We start from the raw sequence: 13803 nt of genomic DNA on the forward strand, positions 1-13803 counted from the left end.
ATGACCACAATACCTTCTTTCGACGGCGTCATTCGCCAGCACCCACAAGATGAACATATCGCATGGGCGATGCTCCCCTGCGCCTGCCCGCAAAATCATGCCGCCAACCTGCTTCAGCTGAAAGATGGCAGCCTGATGTGCGTCTGGTTCGGCGGCTCGCAGGAAGGGAAAGCCGACATTTCGATCTGGGGATCGCGGTTAGCCACCGACAGCGATCGCTGGAGCGAAGCGGTTAAGCTCTCTGACGATCCTGACCGCTCGGAACAAAATCCGGTGCTGTTTCAGGCGCCTGACCAGGTAGTGTGGCTGTTATGGACGGCGCAATACGCCGGCAACCAGGATACCGCCATTGTCCGCTACCGCCAGTCACATGACGGCGGGCAAAGCTGGGGTCCCATCGACACCCTGTTGGATCAGCCCGGTACCTTTATTCGCCAGCCGATTAGCGTCATGCCTGACGGCAGCTGGCTGTTGCCAGTGTTTTACTGCCGCACCGAACCAGGCGAGAAATGGGTGGGTAACAATGACGTCAGCGCGGTGAAAATCTCCTCAGACGGCGGCATAAGCTGGCGTGACGTGGCAGTCCCGGAGAGCCTTGGCTGCGTCCATATGAGCATCACCCCGCATCCCGACGGCGGACTGGCGGCCTTCTTTCGCAGTCGCTGGGCGGATCATATCTGGTTCAGCCACTCCAGCGACCAGGGTGAAAGCTGGTCTGCGCCGGCGCCCACGACGCTGCCGAACAATAACTCGTCCATTCAGGCGACAACTCTCGACAATGGCGAACTGGTGCTGGTGTTCAATAATATGAGCGCCGCCGGAGCCACTGAACGCCGTGCCTCGCTGTACGATGAAATTGCGGATGACGATGGCAGTAAGGAGCCGGAAACAACCGGGAAAAGCGCCTTCTGGGGCGCGCCACGCGCGCCGATGACGGTGGCGATTTCACCCGATGGCGGCAAAAGCTGGCCGTGGTTGCGCAATCTTGACGAGGGTGACGGCTACTGCATGACCAATAATTCGGAGCAGAAGCTGAACCGGGAGTTCTCCTACCCCAGCATCAAACAGGGAGCAGACGGTAATTTGCATATCGCCTACACCTGGTACCGCCAGGCGATCAAGTATGTTCGCGTTTCGCCACAGTGGGTGAAAGGAGCAAGCGCATGATTATCGGTAATCTGCAGGCGCTGCAGCAGGCTGGCCTGCCGCCGGCGTTAAACCAGCTTTTGAGCAGCGAGGTCTGCTCGCTGGCCGCCCTGAGCGCCAGAGAGGATGGCCGGTTCCAGCCCGACGGCGCGCCGTGGTTCTGCACCCTCAGCGTGGTGCAAACCCAGCCCGCGGCCGAGCGGCATACGGAATATCATCGCCAGTGGGCGGATATTCAGGTCATCCTGGCCGGCGAGGAGCGGATCCAGGCGGGCATGGCTCCCGCGATGCGCCCGGAAGATAATGAGATTAAGCCCGACCTCTATATCTGTCAGCCGGCCCCGGAGAGTGTCTCTATTCTGCTGCGTCCCGGCGACTTCGCGGTCTTTTACCCCGGCGAACCGCACCAGGCGCTGTGTGCGGTTTCGACGCCAGCGCCGGTCAGAAAGGCGGTATTCAAGATCCCGGCGGCGATGCTGGAGGCGCGATGAAGCAGGCAATTGTAACCGGGGCCAGTTCCGGGATCGGCGCCGCGGTGGTGAGGCAGTTGCTGGAGGACGGCTGGCAGGTGGTCGGCATGAGCCGTTCGCTGCCGCCCTTCTCACAGCCGAACTTTCGCCATCTGACGGTCGACGTCAGCCAACGCAGCGCGCTGCTGGCGGCGCTGGAGCAGATTGAGCCTCCTCAGGCCATCATCCACGCCGCGGGCTCGATGACCGCCGCAACCCTGGGCAATCTGGATCCACTGCACGGCGAGTCGCTGTGGCGTTTACATGTCGACGCGGCCCAGACGCTGGTCAATCACTTCGCCCCGGCCATGAGGCCGGGTGGGCGGATTGTTCTGCTGGGAAGCCGTACATCACGTGGCGCAGCGGGTCGTTCACAGTATACGGCCACCAAAGCCGCGCTGGTCGCCCTTGCCAGAAGCTGGGCGGCAGAGCTGGCGCCCGCTGGGGTGACGGTCAACGTGGTGGCGCCCGGGGCAACCGATACGCCGATGCTCCGTCAGCCCGGCAGGGAAAGCTCCCCGCCACAGCTGCCGCCGCTGGGGCGGCTCATTACCCCGCAAGAGGTGGTCTCGCTGATAAGCTGGTTATTGAGTGAGGGCGCATCGGCGATGACCGGACAGGAGCTGGTGATGTGCGGTGGCGCCTCCCTCGCCTGATGACGCACGCCGCGCCGTCCCCGGACAGCGGAACGACGCGGCGGTGATGATTAACGCAAATAGACAGTCCCGCGCAGATAGGTGGTGGCCTGGCCGCCGATCAGCACCCTGTCGCCCTGCCACTGGCAGCGCAGGTCGCCGCCGCGGGCGGAGCCCTGGCGCGCCATCATGGTGGTTTTCCCCAGTTTTTCGCCCCACCAGGGGATCAGCATGCTATGGGCGGAGCCGGTCACCGGATCCTCCGGCACCCCTTCACCCGGGCAGAAGAAGCGGCTGACAAAGTCATACTCCTCATCCGGCGCGCTGACGCAGATCATTTTGCCAAGCGTCTGCAGGCGCGCCATGTCCGGCCGCACCGCTTCAACCTGCTGACGATCCGCCAGCAGCACCAGATAATCGCGCCCTTCACGTACCTCGACGGCCGCCTCGAGGCCTAGTCCGGCCAGCAGGTCCGCCGGCGGGTTGGCCACCGGGCTGGTCGTCCACGCCGGGAAGTCGAGCGTCAGCCAGTCTCCGCTGCGGGTGACTCGCAGGTCGCCAACGAAGCGGGTGCTGAAGGTGATGGTCGCCGAGGGATGGTCGAGATACTCAAAAATAACGTGCGCCGCGGCCAGGGTGGCATGACCGCAGAGGTTGATCTCGTGCAGCGTGGTAAACCAGCGCAGCTCATAGCCTTCGTCGGTGCGGACGAAGAACGCCGTTTCGGACTGATTATGCTGTTGGGCCATTTTCAGCAGCACATCGTCGGCTAACCACTCGCTGAGGGGGCAGACGGCCGCGGCATTGCCACCGAAGTTTTTATCGCTGAAAGCATCGACCAGATAAAATTGAATTTCCTGCATACACTGTCCTTACTTTTTTTACTTTCCTTCAACATGACATAAAAGCGCCCCTCTGACACTATCCATAGCAAAATTAATTGCTTAACCGCGCCTGGCTGCTTGCAGTGAAACGAGAGGCAGATCACATAATGATTGTCTTTTCGCCAGCAAACGTTTTATGATCGGCGTCACATCTTCCCCTGAATCACCAGTCCAGAGCTTATGACTACGAATACGGTCTCACGCAAGGTAGCGTGGCTACGTGTCGTGACGTTGGCCATCGCCGCGTTTATTTTTAACACCACAGAATTCGCCCCGGTCGGTCTGCTGTCGGATATTGCCGACAGCTTCGGCATGGAAACTGCCCAGGTGGGCATGATGCTGACCATCTACGCATGGGTGGTGGCGTTAATGTCGCTGCCGTTTATGCTGCTGACCAGCAAAGTGGAGCGCCGGCGGTTGCTCATCGGCCTGTTTATTCTGTTTATCGCCAGCCATGTGCTGTCGTTCTTTGCATGGAATTTTGACGTGCTGGTCATCAGCCGCATCGGCATCGCCTTCGCCCATGCGGTGTTCTGGTCGATAACGTCGGCGCTAGCCATCCGCATGGCCCCCCCGGGCAAACGGGCGCAGGCGCTCAGTCTGATCGCCACCGGTACCGCGCTGGCGATGGTGTTTGGGATTCCGATCGGCCGCATCATCGGCCAGTATTTTGGCTGGCGAATGACCTTCCTGGCGATCGGCCTGGGCGCGTTAGCCACCCTGGTCTGCCTGGTGAAACTGCTGCCGACCCTGCCGAGCGAACACTCAGGCTCGCTGAAGAGCCTGCCGGTGCTGTTCCGTCGCCCGGCGCTGGTCAGCGTATACATTCTGACCGTAGTGGTGGTGACCGCCCATTATACCGCCTACAGCTATATCGAACCCTTCGTCCAGACGGTGGCGGGTCTGAGCGGCAATTTTGCCACCGTGCTGCTGCTGATCCTCGGCGGGGCCGGGATTATCGGCAGCATTCTGTTCGGCAAGCTCGGTAACCAGCACGCTTCGGGGCTGATAAGCCTCGCCATCGGCCTGCTGCTGGCCTGTCTGCTGCTGCTTCTGCCGGCCTCGCATAACCCGCACCACCTGATGCTGCTCAGCATCTTCTGGGGGGTGGCGATTATGATTATCGGTCTCGGCATGCAGGTGAAAGTGCTGGCCTCCGCCCCGGACGCCACCGACGTCGCCATGTCGCTGTTCTCGGGCATCTTTAATATCGGCATTGGCGCCGGCGCGCTGGTGGGCAGCCAGGTGAGTTTGCATCTCTCTATGGCCTCCATCGGCTATATCGGCGCTATCCCGGCGCTGGCAGGCCTGATCTGGGCCCTGCTGATCTTCCGCCGCTGGCCGGTATCGCTGGAAGAACACCAGCCGCACCACTCTTAATTTAGCCGCAAAAACAGCCCGCCGGTATCGCTCCGGCGGGCTGTTGTCTCTCTGCGCATCACCGCGGTCAGGGATGCCAGGTCGAAATGATCTCCAGCACGCCATTAATAATAAATTGCACGCCCATGCAGACCAGCAGGAAGCCCATCAATCGTGAGATGGCCTCAATGCCGCCTTTGCCTACCAGACGCATAATCGCCCCCGAACTGCGCAGGCAACCCCAGAGAATGATCGCCAACAGGGCAAAGATAATCGGCGGCGCCGCCAGCACCACCCACTCCGGGAAGTCCACCCCGTGCTTAACGGTCGAGGCGGAACTAATGATCATCGCGATGGTGCCCGGACCGGCGGTGCTTGGCATCGCCAGCGGCACAAAGGCGATATTGGCGGTCGGCTCATCCTGTAGTTCTTCCGATTTGATCTTCGCTTCCATCGAATCGTGGGCTTTTTGCTGGGGGAACAGCATACGGAAACCGATAAAGGCCACAATCAACCCCCCGGCGATTCGCAGCCCAGGTATTGATATGCCGAATGTATTCATCACCACCTGGCCGGCATACCATGACACCATCAGGATGGCGAAGACATACACCGAGGCCATCAACGCCTGCTTGTTACGCTCGGCGTTGTTCATATTGCCCGCCAGGCCGAGGAACAGCGCCACGGTAGTCAGCGGATTCGCCAGCGGTAAAAGCACCGCCAGGCCGAGCCCTATCGCTTTAAACAAATCGAACATAGTTAAATAAAGTCCCGTAAATATTCATTTTTTAAAGATGGTTTCAATCCGTGAGTATACCGGCTTCAACAATTCCAACGCCAGCCAGCTGATAAATCACTTTCGCCAAAAATTAACAAGCGTTAGAAAATTCACAAACAGTGACACGTGTCGAATTTTTTTGTTTTAGCAAATCGTGGCATCGGCTAATTCATAATGTTGACTTATGATTGCCTGGGCAATAGTATCACTCGCAACTAAATCATTGCCTGGGCAACCATCATGAAAAGTACCAGCGACCTGTTCAACGAAATGATCCCGCTGGGCCGCTTGATCCAGATGGTTAACCAGAAAAAAGATCGCCTGCTCAACGACTACCTCTCACCTATGGATATTACCGCGACCCAGTTTCGGGTGCTCTGTTCCATTCGTTGCGAGGTATGTATTACCCCCGTTGAGCTGAAAACCGTGCTTTCAGTCGACCCGGGCGCGATGACGCGTATGCTCGACCGCCTGGCGTGTAAAGGCTGGATTGAACGGTTACCCAACCCCGCTGACAAGCGCGGTGTGCTGGTGCAGTTGACGCCAGACGGCGCAGCCCTTTGCGAGCAGTGTCATCAGGTTGTGGGTCAGAAGTTACACCAGGAGTTAACAAAAAATCTGTCGGCGGACGAAGTCGCCATGCTTGAGCAACTCCTCAAGAAGGTCCTGCCGTAAAAATAAGAAGAGGTAAGATGATGTCCAGACGTAATAATGACGCCATCACTATCCATAGTATTTTGTCGTGGATCGAGGATAACCTGGAATCGCCCCTGTCGCTGGAAAAAGTGTCTGAGCGCTCAGGTTACTCCAAGTGGCACCTGCAACGTATGTTTAAGAAAGAGACTGGCCATTCCCTCGGCCAGTACATCCGCAGCCGTAAGCTGACGGAGATTGCGCAAAAGCTCAAGCAGAGCAATGAGCCAATCCTGTACCTGGCGGAACGCTACGGTTTCGAATCGCAGCAGACCTTGACGCGAACGTTTAAAAACTATTTCGATGTTCCGCCCCACAAATATCGCATAACGAATGTACCTGGCGAATCCCGCTATCTGCATCCGCTAAATAACTGATGTTAATCGCCTGTAATATCAAAGACGTATTGAGGAAATCATGAAACTATTCGCTGCCGCAGCTATCGTCCTTCTGTCGCTGGCATCCAGCTTCAGCTTTGCGGAGCAAACCACCACGCCGGTGCGGCAAAACCAGCGTGACACAATGATTCTCCCTTCGGACCATAACGACTCGCCGTTTGATTTCAATCATATGGCGGCCGGCAATGATAAATCTGACGAACTAGGCGTGCCGTACTACCAGCAGCACGACCTGTGATGCCATTACACGCATACTTGTGTATAGCCCCGTCTCCGGGGCTTTTTTTTACCCGCGCGCCATGCCCGGCCGCACCAGACGCAGACCGAAAACGTTGATATAGAGCCCGGCCATGATCAGCGCCGCCCCGGCGAGCTGCAGTCCGCTCAGCGTCTCCCCCAGCAGCAGCGCGGCGCTGGCCATCCCCACTACCGGCACCAGCAGCGACAGCGGCGCCACCCGCCAGGTTTCATAGCGCCCCAGCAGCGAGCCCCAGATACCATAGCCGACGATGGTGGCGATAAACGCCAGGTAAAGCAGCGAGAGAACCGTCAGCATATCGATCTGGCGTAGACTCGCCAGCATGAGCTGCGGGCCATCGATCAGCCACGAGGCAAACATAAACGGCAGCACCGGGATCAATGCGCTCCACACCACCAGCGACATGATCGGCGGGCGGGTCGCCTGGGACATGATTTTTTTGTTGAAAATATTGCCGCAGGCCCAGCTGAGCGCCGCCGCCAGGGTCAGCATAAAACCCACCAGTGGGACATGCTCCCCGCCGAGGCTCCCCTCCACCAGCACCAGCACGCCGAAGATCGCCAGCGCGATCCCCGCCAGCTGCTTGCCCTGTAAGCGTTCGCCAAAGACGAAGGCGCCAAGAATGATGGTAAAAAAGGCTTGCGCCTGCAGCACCAGCGACGCCAGCCCCGCCGGCATGCCCAGGCCGATAGCGCAGAACAAAAAGGCAAACTGGCCAAAGCTAATGGTCAGGCCATAGCCCAGCAGCAGGCGCAGCGGAATGGCCGGCCGGGCGACAAACAGCAGCGCCGGGAAGGCGACCAGCATAAAGCGCAGGCCCGCCAGCATCAGCGGCGGCATATTGTGCAATCCCAGCTTAATCACCACGAAGTTAAGCCCCCACACCACCACTACCAGCAGCGCCAGCAGTCCATCTTTCCTCGTCATACCCTGCCTCTGTCGTTATTAGAATTTTTGTGAACAAAATCAAAGTAGCGAAAAAGCGGTCGCCAGGATAGATCATTATTTTTGGCAGGTTCGGAAGTGCCTATCGCCACCGGGGCGACCTGTACAAGGCGTGATGGCCGTGTTATTTGTGATCGAAGACATAAAATTATAACAACATGACAGGCAAGGAAATCATGATCACCACACTCCGGCGCTCCACCATCGCGCTGCTGGCATCGTCGCTACTGTTGACTATCGGCCGCGGGGCCACACTGCCGTTTATGACCATCTACCTCACCCGACGCTATCAGCTGGAGGTGGATGTGATTGGCTACGCCCTGTCGCTGGCCCTCGTGGTCGGCGTGCTGTTTAGCATGGGCTTTGGCATCCTCGCGGACAAGTTCGACAAAAAGCGCTATATGGTGTGGTCAGTGCTGGTGTTTATCCTTGGTTTCAGCGCGATACCGCTGGTCAATAACGCTATCCTGGTGGTGATCTTCTTTGCGCTGATCAACTGCGCCTACTCGGTCTTTTCCACCGTGCTGAAAGCCTGGTTCGCCGACCGGCTGACGGCGGAGAAAAAAGCGCGCATCTTCTCGCTGAACTACACCATCCTCAACATCGGCTGGACCGTCGGACCGCCCATCGGCACGCTGCTGGTGATGCACAGCATTAATCTGCCATTCTGGCTGGCGGCAGCCTGCGCCGCCTTCCCGTTAGTGTTTATTCAGCTGTTTCTGCAGCGAGATGGCGCCGCCGCCGCCCAGCCAGGGGCTGCCGTCTGGACGCCTTCGGTGCTGCTGCGCGACCGCGCGCTGCTGTGGTTTACCTGTTCAGGGCTGCTGGCCTCCTTCGTCGGCGGCGCTTTCGCCTCCTGTATCTCGCAGTACGTACTGGTGGTCGCCAGCAGCGACTTCGCCGAAAAAGTGGTGGCCGTGGTGCTGCCGGTTAACGCCGCGGTGGTCGTCGCTCTGCAGTATGCGGTTGGCCGGCGACTGAGCGCCAGAAATATCCGCCCGCTGATGACCTTCGGCACCGTCTGCTTTGTGATCGGCCTCGTGGGCTTTATGTTCTCCGGCGCCAGCCTGTGGGCATGGGGGATCTCGGCGGCAGTCTTCACCCTTGGCGAGGTGATTTATGCCCCCGGCGAGTATATGCTGATTGACCATATCGCCCCGCCGGGAATGAAGGCCAGCTACTTCTCCGCTCAGTCGCTGGGATGGCTGGGCGCGGCATTCAACCCGATGCTGACGGGGTTGATCCTCACCCATCTGCCGCACTGGTCGCTTTTTGTCATTCTTATCGGGGCGATTGTCGCCGCCTGGCTGATGATTTTCCGCGGGATCAATGCCCGCCCCTGGCAGCCGGATTCTCCGCTGGCCAACGCCTGACGCCAGCTGGCATGCGGCTGTCAGGTTGCTGTCGGGTCGTTGTCGGGTCGCTGTCGTGGTGGCTGGCGGCCCGCTTTTCCATACTCCATCACAGGTTTACATCCGCAGAACGTTATGGAGCATACAAATATGAACAGCAACAATCAGGTCAAACAATTACGGCTGCAGCGCGCCTGGTCCCAGGAACAGCTGGCCGAAATGGCGGGTCTCAGCGTCCGCACGATCCAGCGCATTGAGAATGGCGAACGCCCGGGACTGGAGACCCTCAGCGCCCTCGCCGCGGTCTTTGAGGTGACGGTGGCCGAGATCGGCGGCGAAGCCTCGCGGGAGGGCGCGCCGGGCCCGGAAGCCTCGCTGGATCTGCGTATAGAGGAAGCGAAAGCGCGGGTGCAGCAGGAGAGCCGCTTTTTTCGTTCGCTGTCGGTGGCGCTGGTGGTCTGCGTGCTGCTGGCGCTGCTCAACCGGTACACTAACCCGCAGTACACCTGGTCCGGCTGGGTCGCCCTGATCTGGGGCGCTCTGCTGGCGGTGAGAGGATTACGCCTGTTCGTGTTCGGCGAATGGATCAAAAACTGGCGCCAGGCGCGCCTGCAGCGGCTGCTGCGTAAATAGCAAGGAAACCGGCGGCGCGAACGCCGCCGGTCCGTTCAGATAGTCACCAGGGCGCGTACGCCGTCGGTTTCCATATCTCCGCCCTTGCCCTGCTGGACGATGGCGCCGCGCGACATCACCAGGTAGTGGTCCGCCAGCCCGGCGGCAAAGTCATAGAATTGTTCCACCAGCAGGATGGCCATATCCCCGCGGCTCGCCAGCTGACGGATCACCTCGCCAATCTCTTTGATGACCGAGGGCTGGATCCCCTCGGTGGGCTCATCGAGGATCAGCAGCTGCGGACGGCTGGCCAGCGCCCGGCCGATCGCCAGCTGCTGCTGCTGGCCGCCGGATAAGTCACCGCCCCGCCGCTGCTTCATGGTCTTGAGCACCGGGAAAAGCTGGTAAATCTCCTCCGGCACCTGCTGCGCCTCGCGGGCGGGAAAGCGCGATAGCCCCATCAGCAGGTTTTCCTCCACCGTCAGGCGCGGAAAAATCTCGCGTCCCTGAGGGACGTAGGCCACCCCGGCCTGTACCCGCTGGTGCGGTTTACGGTGGGTAATGTTCTGATCCTGCCAGCGTACCTCACCGCTGCGCGCCGGGATCAGCCCCATCAGACATTTCAGCAGGGTGGTCTTGCCGACGCCGTTGCGCCCCAGCAGGCAGGTGACTTCGCCCTGGCGGGCGGAAAAATCCACCCCACGCAAAATATGGCTGCCGCCGTAGTATTGATGTAGCTGACTCACCTGTAACATTGGCGCTCCTTAACGTCCCAGATAAACTTCAATGACCTGCTCATTGGCCTGCACCTCCCGCAGCGATCCCTCCGCCAGCACCTGGCCCTGATGCAGGACCGTCACCCGGTCGGCGATAGTCTCGACAAATCCCATGTCGTGCTCCACCACCATCAGGGAGTGCTGTCCGGCCAGCGTACGAAACAGCTCCGCTGTATATTCGGTTTCCGCATCGGTCATGCCGGCCGCTGGCTCATCAAGCAGCAGCAGATGCGGCTCCTGCACCAGCAGCATGCCGATCTCAAGGAACTGTTTCTGGCCATGGGAAAGCAGCCCCGCCTGGCGGTAGCGTTCGCCGTCAAGACGCAGCAGGCGCAGCACCTCATTCAGTCGATCGTCCTGTTCACTGCTCAGCCGGGCGCGCAGGCTGGCCCACACCGATTTATCTCCCTTCATCGCCAGGGCGAGATTTTCCGCCACCGTCAGCGCTTCGAAGACCGTCGGCTTCTGAAACTTGCGCCCGATGCCCTGGCGGGCGATGGCCACCGGTTCGAGGGTGGTCAGATCCACCGACTGGTCATAGATCGCTTTGCCGCTCTGCGGCCGGGTTTTGCCGGTGATCACATCCATCAGGGTGGTCTTGCCCGCGCCGTTGGGGCCGATCACACAGCGCAGCTCGCCGACGCCAATCGCCAGCGACAGGTCCGTCAGCGCCCGGAAACCATCAAAGCTGACGTTAATGTTCTCCAGCTGCAGTACCGGGTCGGTTTGCGCACGAAAGCGATCGCCGGGCAGCTGGCGGGTAAACAGTCCTTCATCCGGTTGCATTAGCGGTCTCCTCGACGCAGCAGGCCCATCACCCCGCGGGGTAAAAACAGGGTTACGATGATAAAGATGAGGCCGAGAAACAGCTGCCAGTACTCCGGCATCGCCACGGTGAAAATGCTCTTCGCGCCGTTGACCAGCCCGGCGCCAAGCACCGGGCCAATCAGTGTGCCGCGCCCGCCGAGCGCCACCCAGATGGCGGCCTCGATGGAGTTGGTCGGCGACATTTCGCTGGGGTTGATGATCCCCACCTGCGGGACATATAACGCCCCCGCCAGGCCGCAGAGTACCGCCGACAGCGTCCACACCAGCAGCTTGAAGCCGCGCGGGTCGTACCCGCAGAACATCAGGCGGTTCTCGGCATCCCGCACCGCGGTGAGGATCCGACCAAACTTACTCTGCGCCAGCGCCGAGCCCAGCCACAGGGTCAGCAACAGCAGCAAAACCGTGGCCATAAACAGGGTGGCGCGGGTGCCGGTGGCGGTGACCGGAAAACCCAGCAGCGTGGTAAAACCGGTGAAACCGTTGTTGCCGCCAAACCCGGTCTCGTTGCGAAAGAACAGCAGCATACCGGCATAGGTCAGGGCCTGGGTCATGATCGAGAAATAGACCCCTTTGATCTTCGAGCGAAAGGCAAACCAGCCGAAAACCAGGGCCAGCAGACCGGGAACCAGCACAACCAGCGCCATCGCCCAGGCGAAATGCTGCGTGCCCCACCAGAACCAGGGCAGTTCGCTCCAGGAGAGAAAAGACATAAACGCCGGCAGACCGTCGCCCGCCGCCTGGCGCATCAGGTACATGCCCATAGCGTACCCGCCGAGGGCAAAGAAAATCCCGTGCCCCAGCGACAGCATACCCGCGTAGCCCCAGACCAGATCCAGCGCCACCGCCACAATGGCGTAGCAGAGGATTTTACCGCTCAGGGTCAGCAGCCAGCTCGGCACCGCCAGCGGATGGGAGGCCGGCAGCAGTGCCAGAAATGGCATGCTCAGCAGCCCCAGCACCAGCAGGATCCCCAGCCAGCGCAGAGGCCGCGGCGCGCGCTGCGCCAGCGTTAAGGTAACAGGTTGGCTCATCAGTCAATCACCCTCCCTTTCAGCGCGAACAGACCCTGCGGGCGTTTCTGAATAAACAGAATAATCATCACCAGGATCAGGATCTTGCCCAGCACAGCGCCCATTTGCGGTTCGAGAATTTTGTTGAAAATGCCCAGCCCAAAGGCCGCCGCCACGCTGCCGGCCAGCTGGCCGACGCCGCCCAGGACCACCACCAGAAACGAGTCGATGATGTATCCCTGACCCAGTTCAGGCCCGACGTTGCCGAGCTGTGACAGCGCCACGCCGCCCAGCCCGGCAATACCGGAGCCGAGGCCAAAGGCCAGCATATCCACCCGCCCGGTAGGTACGCCGCAGCAGGCGGCCATCGCCCGGTTCTGCGTCACGGCGCGGACGTTCATGCCGAGACGGGTGCGGTTCAGGATGAGCCAGGTAAAGCACAGCACCAGCAGGACGAACGCCAGCACCGCCAGCCGGTTCCACGGCAGGATCAGGTTCGGCAGGACCTGCACGCCGCCGGAGAGCCAGGCGGGGTTTGCCACCTCGACGTTCTGCGCGCCAAACAGCATGCGCACCAGCTGGATAAGCATCAGGCTGATCCCCCAGGTGGCGAGCAGCGTCTCCAGCGGCCGACCATACAGATGACGAATAATGGTGCGCTCCAGCGCCATGCCGATCCCGGCGGTCACCAGAAACGCTACCGGCAGCGCGACCAGCGGATAAAAGGCCAGCCACTGCGGCGCGAGCTGCGCCAGCGCCTGCTGAACCAGCCAGCAGCTGTAGGCGCCAATCATCAGCATCTCGCCGTGGGCCATGTTAATCACCCCCAGCAGGCCGTAGGTGATCGCCAGCCCCAGCGCGGCCAGCAGCAGCACCGAGCCCAACGATAGCCCCATAAAGGCCTGGCCCAGCAGATCGCCGAGCAGCAGACGATGTTTGATCTTTTGCAGGCTGTCGCTGGCCGCCTCGCGCACCGCCGCATCCGGCTCATGCTGGGCATCGGTAAAGGGGATCAGGAGCGCCTGGGTTTCCGGGTCCGCGGAATGGCCGAGCAGCGTCACGGCGGCCAGCCGCGCGCTGGCCTCAGGCTGAGTGAGCTGCAGCCGGGCCAGCGCCACCTCCAGCAGGCCCCGCACATTATCATCGCTTTCCGCCTTCAGCCGCTGCTGCAGCAGCGCGGCCATGGCCGGGGTCGCTTCCCGCTGTAGCGTTCGTGCGGCGGAAGCTCTCTCCGTGACGTTGTCACTTAAAATAAGGTGGCTGGCCAGCGCGCCGGCAGCCAGATTGCGCAGGCGGTTGGTCAGACGCACCGGTCGGGTTTCGCCCTGGGGCGCGGCGACGGCACCCAATGGCTGTAATCCGCCCTGTCGGGTGCGGAAAGCATGTTTTCCGTCGTCCATCACCAGGCTCTCGGTGGTCAACGCCCGCAGCAGCGGCAGACGATCCGCCTGCGGCGCTGCCGCCCACTTGGTCAACAGCTGCGCCTGCTGGCTGCGGCTGGCGGCAACGAAGTCGTCCGCCTCCGCGGCCTGTGCCCGCCATGGCAGCAGGATCAGCAGTAGCGTCAACACACTCATGAGACGCAATGCGTTCATGTCGTTCTCCTCTGGTCAGCGGCC

16 protein-coding genes are annotated in these 13803 nt (G+C 60.7%); 9 read left to right on the forward strand and 7 right to left on the reverse strand.

What is annotated here, in order from left to right; all coding sequences use genetic code 11:
* Genes ACLH1I_RS10290 through ACLH1I_RS10300 form a run of 3 tightly spaced genes read left to right on the forward strand, consistent with a single transcriptional unit; the run spans window position 1 to window position 2311 of the window.
* The gene (locus ACLH1I_RS10290; protein ID WP_198079746.1) at window positions 1-1167 is read left to right on the forward strand and encodes a sialidase family protein; all 1167 of its coding nucleotides are present in this window, start codon (window positions 1-3) and stop codon (window positions 1165-1167) included.
* Window positions 1164-1637, forward strand: coding sequence for a YhcH/YjgK/YiaL family protein (locus tag ACLH1I_RS10295; protein WP_048324142.1), 474 nt, complete (start codon window positions 1164-1166; stop codon window positions 1635-1637). Before ACLH1I_RS10290 ends, ACLH1I_RS10295 begins: the two co-directional genes overlap by 4 nt.
* Entirely contained in the window at window positions 1634-2311 is a 678-nt protein-coding gene (locus tag ACLH1I_RS10300) for an SDR family NAD(P)-dependent oxidoreductase (RefSeq protein WP_057215131.1), read from the forward strand. The genes ACLH1I_RS10295 and ACLH1I_RS10300 overlap by 4 nt, the downstream gene beginning before the upstream one ends.
* A gap of 50 nt (window positions 2312-2361) precedes the next feature.
* On the opposite strand, the gene ACLH1I_RS10305 is transcribed toward ACLH1I_RS10300, so the two are convergent.
* Window positions 2362-3153, reverse strand: coding sequence for a PhzF family phenazine biosynthesis protein (locus ACLH1I_RS10305; protein WP_048324138.1), 792 nt, complete (start codon window positions 3151-3153; stop codon window positions 2362-2364).
* Between the two features lie 201 nt (window positions 3154-3354).
* Between ACLH1I_RS10305 and ACLH1I_RS10310 the strand changes: the two genes are divergently transcribed.
* Window positions 3355-4554, forward strand: coding sequence for a sugar transporter (locus ACLH1I_RS10310; RefSeq protein ID WP_004205967.1), 1200 nt, complete (start codon window positions 3355-3357; stop codon window positions 4552-4554).
* Between the two features lie 67 nt (window positions 4555-4621).
* On the opposite strand, the gene ACLH1I_RS10315 is transcribed toward ACLH1I_RS10310, so the two are convergent.
* Window positions 4622-5290 (reverse strand): MarC family NAAT transporter, encoded by a 669-nt coding sequence (locus ACLH1I_RS10315; protein WP_004205969.1) that lies wholly within the window; start codon window positions 5288-5290, stop codon window positions 4622-4624.
* A 261-nt stretch (window positions 5291-5551) separates the two neighbouring features.
* Here ACLH1I_RS10315 and marR point away from each other — a divergent pair, with 261 nt between their 5' ends.
* From marR to marB, 3 genes are read left to right on the forward strand one after another with little or no spacing between them, the layout of a single operon-like run.
* Entirely contained in the window at window positions 5552-5986 is a 435-nt protein-coding gene (marR, locus tag ACLH1I_RS10320; RefSeq protein WP_004143563.1) for a multiple antibiotic resistance transcriptional regulator MarR, read from the forward strand.
* 20 nt (window positions 5987-6006) lie between these two features.
* The gene (marA, locus tag ACLH1I_RS10325; RefSeq protein WP_002904397.1) at window positions 6007-6381 is read left to right on the forward strand and encodes an MDR efflux pump AcrAB transcriptional activator MarA; all 375 of its coding nucleotides are present in this window, start codon (window positions 6007-6009) and stop codon (window positions 6379-6381) included.
* Window positions 6382-6421: 40 nt separating this feature from the next.
* Window positions 6422-6640 carry a multiple antibiotic resistance protein MarB gene (gene marB / locus ACLH1I_RS10330; protein WP_043519537.1) on the forward strand — a complete coding sequence of 73 codons (219 nt, stop codon included), beginning with the start codon at window positions 6422-6424 and terminating at the stop codon, window positions 6638-6640.
* Between the two features lie 48 nt (window positions 6641-6688).
* On the opposite strand, the gene eamA is transcribed toward marB, so the two are convergent.
* Complete coding sequence (gene eamA / locus ACLH1I_RS10335) at window positions 6689-7588, reverse strand: O-acetylserine/cysteine exporter (RefSeq protein WP_023318194.1); 900 nt, start codon at window positions 7586-7588, stop codon at window positions 6689-6691.
* A 194-nt stretch (window positions 7589-7782) separates the two neighbouring features.
* On the opposite strand from eamA, the gene ydeE reads away from it, so the two are divergent.
* Both ydeE and ACLH1I_RS10345 read left to right on the forward strand, forming a co-directional pair.
* Window positions 7783-8979, forward strand: a complete 1197-nt coding sequence (gene ydeE / locus ACLH1I_RS10340; protein WP_004205975.1) for an efflux MFS transporter YdeE — start codon at window positions 7783-7785, stop codon at window positions 8977-8979.
* A 129-nt stretch (window positions 8980-9108) separates the two neighbouring features.
* Window positions 9109-9591: a helix-turn-helix domain-containing protein gene (locus ACLH1I_RS10345; protein ID WP_004205976.1), complete on the forward strand. Its 483-nt coding sequence runs from the start codon at window positions 9109-9111 to the stop codon at window positions 9589-9591.
* A gap of 35 nt (window positions 9592-9626) precedes the next feature.
* Here the strand turns inward: ACLH1I_RS10345 and urtE are convergent, their stop codons facing one another.
* Genes urtE through urtB form a run of 4 tightly spaced genes read right to left on the reverse strand, consistent with a single transcriptional unit; the run spans window position 9627 to window position 13779 of the window.
* Complete coding sequence (gene urtE, locus ACLH1I_RS10350; RefSeq protein ID WP_004205977.1) at window positions 9627-10325, reverse strand: urea ABC transporter ATP-binding subunit UrtE; 699 nt, start codon at window positions 10323-10325, stop codon at window positions 9627-9629.
* Between the two features lie 9 nt (window positions 10326-10334).
* A complete protein-coding gene (gene urtD / locus ACLH1I_RS10355; RefSeq protein WP_004205978.1) occupies window positions 10335-11132 on the reverse strand; it encodes an urea ABC transporter ATP-binding protein UrtD in 798 nt (265 codons plus the stop codon).
* Window positions 11132-12205 (reverse strand): urea ABC transporter permease subunit UrtC, encoded by a 1074-nt coding sequence (urtC, locus tag ACLH1I_RS10360; RefSeq protein ID WP_017900354.1) that lies wholly within the window; start codon window positions 12203-12205, stop codon window positions 11132-11134. The genes urtD and urtC overlap by 1 nt, the downstream gene beginning before the upstream one ends.
* The gene (gene urtB / locus ACLH1I_RS10365) at window positions 12205-13779 is read right to left on the reverse strand and encodes an urea ABC transporter permease subunit UrtB (RefSeq protein ID WP_151628574.1); all 1575 of its coding nucleotides are present in this window, start codon (window positions 13777-13779) and stop codon (window positions 12205-12207) included. The genes urtC and urtB overlap by 1 nt, the downstream gene beginning before the upstream one ends.
* Between the last annotated feature and the right edge of the window lie 24 nt (window positions 13780-13803).

Origin of the sequence: Klebsiella sp. 1SOBk10mer, from assembly GCF_046602535.1 — a bacterium.
GTDB lineage: Bacteria > Pseudomonadota > Gammaproteobacteria > Enterobacterales > Enterobacteriaceae > Klebsiella > Klebsiella quasipneumoniae.

Excerpts from the sequence above, each read along its gene's own strand:
- ACLH1I_RS10300 (WP_057215131.1), top strand. The coding sequence starts at position 1,634 with ATGAAGCAGGCAATTGTAACCGGGGCCAGTTCCGGGATCGGCGCCGCG.
- ACLH1I_RS10295 (WP_048324142.1), top strand. The coding sequence starts at position 1,164 with ATGATTATCGGTAATCTGCAGGCGCTGCAGCAGGCTGGCCTGCCGCCG.
- marR (WP_004143563.1), top strand. The coding sequence starts at position 5,552 with ATGAAAAGTACCAGCGACCTGTTCAACGAAATGATCCCGCTGGGCCGC.
- ACLH1I_RS10315 (WP_004205969.1), bottom strand. The coding sequence starts at position 5,290 with ATGTTCGATTTGTTTAAAGCGATAGGGCTCGGCCTGGCGGTGCTTTTA.
- ydeE (WP_004205975.1), top strand. The coding sequence starts at position 7,783 with ATGATCACCACACTCCGGCGCTCCACCATCGCGCTGCTGGCATCGTCG.
- urtB (WP_151628574.1), bottom strand. The coding sequence starts at position 13,779 with ATGAACGCATTGCGTCTCATGAGTGTGTTGACGCTACTGCTGATCCTG.
- ACLH1I_RS10345 (WP_004205976.1), top strand. The coding sequence starts at position 9,109 with ATGAACAGCAACAATCAGGTCAAACAATTACGGCTGCAGCGCGCCTGG.
- marB (WP_043519537.1), top strand. The coding sequence starts at position 6,422 with ATGAAACTATTCGCTGCCGCAGCTATCGTCCTTCTGTCGCTGGCATCC.
- urtE (WP_004205977.1), bottom strand. The coding sequence starts at position 10,325 with ATGTTACAGGTGAGTCAGCTACATCAATACTACGGCGGCAGCCATATT.
- eamA (WP_023318194.1), bottom strand. The coding sequence starts at position 7,588 with ATGACGAGGAAAGATGGACTGCTGGCGCTGCTGGTAGTGGTGGTGTGG.
- urtC (WP_017900354.1), bottom strand. The coding sequence starts at position 12,205 with ATGAGCCAACCTGTTACCTTAACGCTGGCGCAGCGCGCGCCGCGGCCT.
- ACLH1I_RS10310 (WP_004205967.1), top strand. The coding sequence starts at position 3,355 with ATGACTACGAATACGGTCTCACGCAAGGTAGCGTGGCTACGTGTCGTG.
- ACLH1I_RS10290 (WP_198079746.1), top strand. The coding sequence starts at position 1 with ATGACCACAATACCTTCTTTCGACGGCGTCATTCGCCAGCACCCACAA.
- ACLH1I_RS10305 (WP_048324138.1), bottom strand. The coding sequence starts at position 3,153 with ATGCAGGAAATTCAATTTTATCTGGTCGATGCTTTCAGCGATAAAAAC.
- marA (WP_002904397.1), top strand. The coding sequence starts at position 6,007 with ATGTCCAGACGTAATAATGACGCCATCACTATCCATAGTATTTTGTCG.
- urtD (WP_004205978.1), bottom strand. The coding sequence starts at position 11,132 with ATGCAACCGGATGAAGGACTGTTTACCCGCCAGCTGCCCGGCGATCGC.